Raw genomic sequence first — 2,767 nt, 5'->3', positions numbered from 1 at the left:
GCTGGACGATCCAGCTCGCGGTCGAGGACGGCGTCGTCGTCGGGCACGGCGGCTTCCACGAGCCGCCCGGCCCCGAGGGGTACGTCGAGATCGGCTACACCGTGGTGCCGGCGGCGCGAGGCCGCGGCGTGGCGACCGCCCTGGTCGGGCTGCTCGTGACCCGGGCCCGCGAGGCCGACGCCGTGCGGGTCGTGCGCGGGTTCACCGCACCGGGGAACGTCGTGTCCCAGGCCGTGCTGCGCCACCACGGGTTCGTCCTGGTGGGCGAGGCGATGGACGAGGTCGACGGGCTCGAGCTCGTCCACGAGCTGGCGGTGGGCTGACGTGGCCGTCCTCAGCGCGGGGCTCGTGCTGCACCGTCGCGGGCCCGCCGGCCTCGAGCTGCTCGTCGCGCACATGGGCGACCCGTTCTGGGCGCGCAAGGACGAGGGCGCCTGGTCGTTCCCCAAGGGCGTGGTCGAGCCCGGCGAGGAGCCGCTGGACGCCGCGCTGCGGGAGGTCGCCGAGGAGCTCGGGGTGCCCGCTCCCCGGGGCCGTACGTCCCGCTCGGCGAGGTCCGCCAGTCGGGCAAGGTCGTGGTGGCGTGGGCCGTCGCCGCCGACCTCGACCCGGCCGACGTCGTGCCCGGCACCTTCGAGATGGAGTGGCCACCCCGCTCGGGCCGCAGGCAGGCGTTCCCGGAGGTCGACCGGGTCGCCTGGGTCTCGCCGCAGGAGGCGACGCGGCTGCTGGTCAAGGCCCAGCGCGGCCTCGTCCCGCGGGTCCTCGACGTGGCCGGGGGCGCCTGAGAGGCTGGCCCCATGGCCACCTGGCAGGACGTCGTCGAGCGCGCGCGGGCCCTGCCCGGCGTCACGGAGTCCACGTCCTACGGCACGCCCGCGCTCAAGGTCGGCAAACGGCTGATGGCGCGCCTGCGGTCCGAGGCCGAGGGCGCCGTCGCCCTCGTCTGCACGATGGAGGACAAGCAGGCGCTCGTGCAGGGCGACGACCCGGCGTACTTCACGCTGCCGCACTACGACGGGCACGGGTACGTGCTCGTCGACCTCGCCGTGGTCGACCTCGACGAGCTGGCCGAGCTGCTCGAGCAGGCCTGGGAGCTGCGCGCGTCCGCGACGCTGCGCCGCGAGCGCGACGCCTCGCGCTGAGGCGCCGATCCGCCGCTCGGCACGGGCCGACGTGGGACGATGACCCGGTGAACGTCCTGGCCCTCGCGCTCGTCGCCGCCCTCGCCGTCCCGACCTTCCCCGGCCCCGGGGCGGTCGCCGACTACCAGCTCGGGGGTGCCTACCGGCCCGCGGCGGGCGTCGACCTGGTCGTGCGCGACCGCACCGACCGGCCCGTCAAGGGCACGTACTCGGTCTGCTACGTCAACGCGTTCCAGACCCAGCCCGGCTCGCTGCGCTGGTGGCGCAAGAAGCACCCCGAGCTGCTGCTGCGCGACCACCGCGGACGCCTCGTGCGCGACGCGGGCTGGCCGGACGAGGTGCTGCTCGACCTGCGCACCAAGCGCAAGCGCGTCGCCCTGTCCCGCATCGTCGGGCGCTGGATCGACGGCTGCGACCGCAAGGGCTTCCAGGCCGTCGAGCCCGACAACCTGGACGCGTGGACGCGCTCGCGCGGGCTCATGACCAAGCGGCAGACCATCGGCTACGCGAAGCGCATCGTGCGCCACAGCCACCGCCGCGGCCTGGCCGTCGCGCAGAAGAACACCGCCGAGCTGCTGCGCCACCGCGTCGGCTTCGACTTCGCGGTCGTCGAGGAGTGCCAGCGCTACCGCGAGTGCGACGCGTTCGTGCGTCGCTACCGCTCGCGCGTCGTCGAGGTCGAGTACACCCGCAGCGCCTTCCGCGCCGCGTGCCGGGCCCGGGCCGGCGAGCACCCGATCCAGCTGCGCGACCTGGACGTCGTGCCGCGCGGCCAGCGCGGCTACGTCTTCCGGCACTGCTGAGCGGCCGTCCGGCGCCTGAGAGAATGGCCGGGTGACCGAGCACTACTTCGACGCCCAGCCCACCGGCCCCGAGCGACGCACGCCGGTCACCGTCCGGCTGCCCGGCGGGGAGGTCACGCTCAGCACCGCGTCGGGCGTCTTCGCGCGCGAGGCCTGGACAAGGCCACCGACGTCCTGCTGCGCCACGTGCCGGCGCCGACGTCCGGCGTCGTGCTCGACCTCGGCTGCGGCTGGGGACCGATCGCCTGCACCCTCGCGCTCGCCGGCGCCACGACGTGGGCCGTCGACGTCAACGAGCGGGCGCTGGCGCTGACGCGCGACAACGCCGCGTCGCTCGGCGTCGAGGTGCACGCCTGCCTGCCCGACGAGGTGCCCGAGGACGTCCGCTTCGACCAGCTGTGGTCGAACCCGCCGATCCGCGTCGGCAAGCAGGCGCTGCACGCGCTGCTGCTGCGCTGGCTCCCGCGCCTGCGCCCCGGCGGCACCGCCCACCTGGTCGTGGGCAAGAACCTCGGCTCGGACTCGCTGCAGCGCTGGCTCGTCGAGCAGGGCTGGCCGACCGAGCGGCTGGTCAGCGAGAAGGGGTTCCGGGTCCTGGTCGTCACCGCGCCCTGACCCCGCCCCGGACGCACGAAGGGCCCGCCACCGCGGTGCGGTGACGGGCCCTTCGCGGTGCCTTACTTGGCCTCGTCGGCCTCGGTCGCGGCGTCGGCGTTCTCGGCCGCCTCGGGGGGCGTCCTCCGATCGCGGGCGTCGGTGTCGACCTCGGAGGTGTCGAGGTCGTTGGCCTCGGCGCGCTCCTCCTCGACCGCCGGCTCG

Annotated in this window: 5 protein-coding genes and 1 pseudogene; all 6 read left to right on the top strand. The window is 75.3% G+C overall.

Features of this window, described 5'->3' with window-relative positions; translation table 11 throughout:
- Positions 1–323, top strand: a 323-nt coding sequence (locus AC2W7G_RS13165) for a GNAT family N-acetyltransferase (RefSeq protein ID WP_485868837.1), incomplete at its 5' end; no start/stop codon positions are given.
- A 73-nt stretch (positions 324–396) separates the two neighbouring features.
- Positions 397–480 (top strand): annotated as a pseudogene (locus AC2W7G_RS13160) (DNA mismatch repair protein MutT); the annotation flags it as partial.
- A 95-nt stretch (positions 481–575) separates the two neighbouring features.
- The gene (locus tag AC2W7G_RS13155) at positions 576–788 is read left to right on the top strand and encodes a hypothetical protein (protein WP_485868838.1); all 213 of its coding nucleotides are present in this window, start codon (positions 576–578) and stop codon (positions 786–788) included.
- Between the two features lie 12 nt (positions 789–800).
- Positions 801–1,145 (top strand): MmcQ/YjbR family DNA-binding protein, encoded by a 345-nt coding sequence (locus AC2W7G_RS13150; protein ID WP_485868836.1) that lies wholly within the window; start codon positions 801–803, stop codon positions 1,143–1,145.
- 47 nt (positions 1,146–1,192) lie between these two features.
- Complete coding sequence (locus tag AC2W7G_RS13145) at positions 1,193–1,948, top strand: endo alpha-1,4 polygalactosaminidase (protein ID WP_485868835.1); 756 nt, start codon at positions 1,193–1,195, stop codon at positions 1,946–1,948.
- Positions 1,949–2,134: 186 nt separating this feature from the next.
- Positions 2,135–2,563 (top strand): class I SAM-dependent methyltransferase, encoded by a 429-nt coding sequence (locus tag AC2W7G_RS13140; protein WP_485868834.1) that lies wholly within the window; start codon positions 2,135–2,137, stop codon positions 2,561–2,563.
- The last annotated feature ends 204 nt before the right edge of the window (positions 2,564–2,767 follow it).

This window comes from Aeromicrobium sp. PFPM2_SD2 (genome assembly GCF_057364525.1).
Note: the sequence above shows the minus strand (reverse complement) of the source record. Positions and strands in the feature narration are given on the sequence as shown.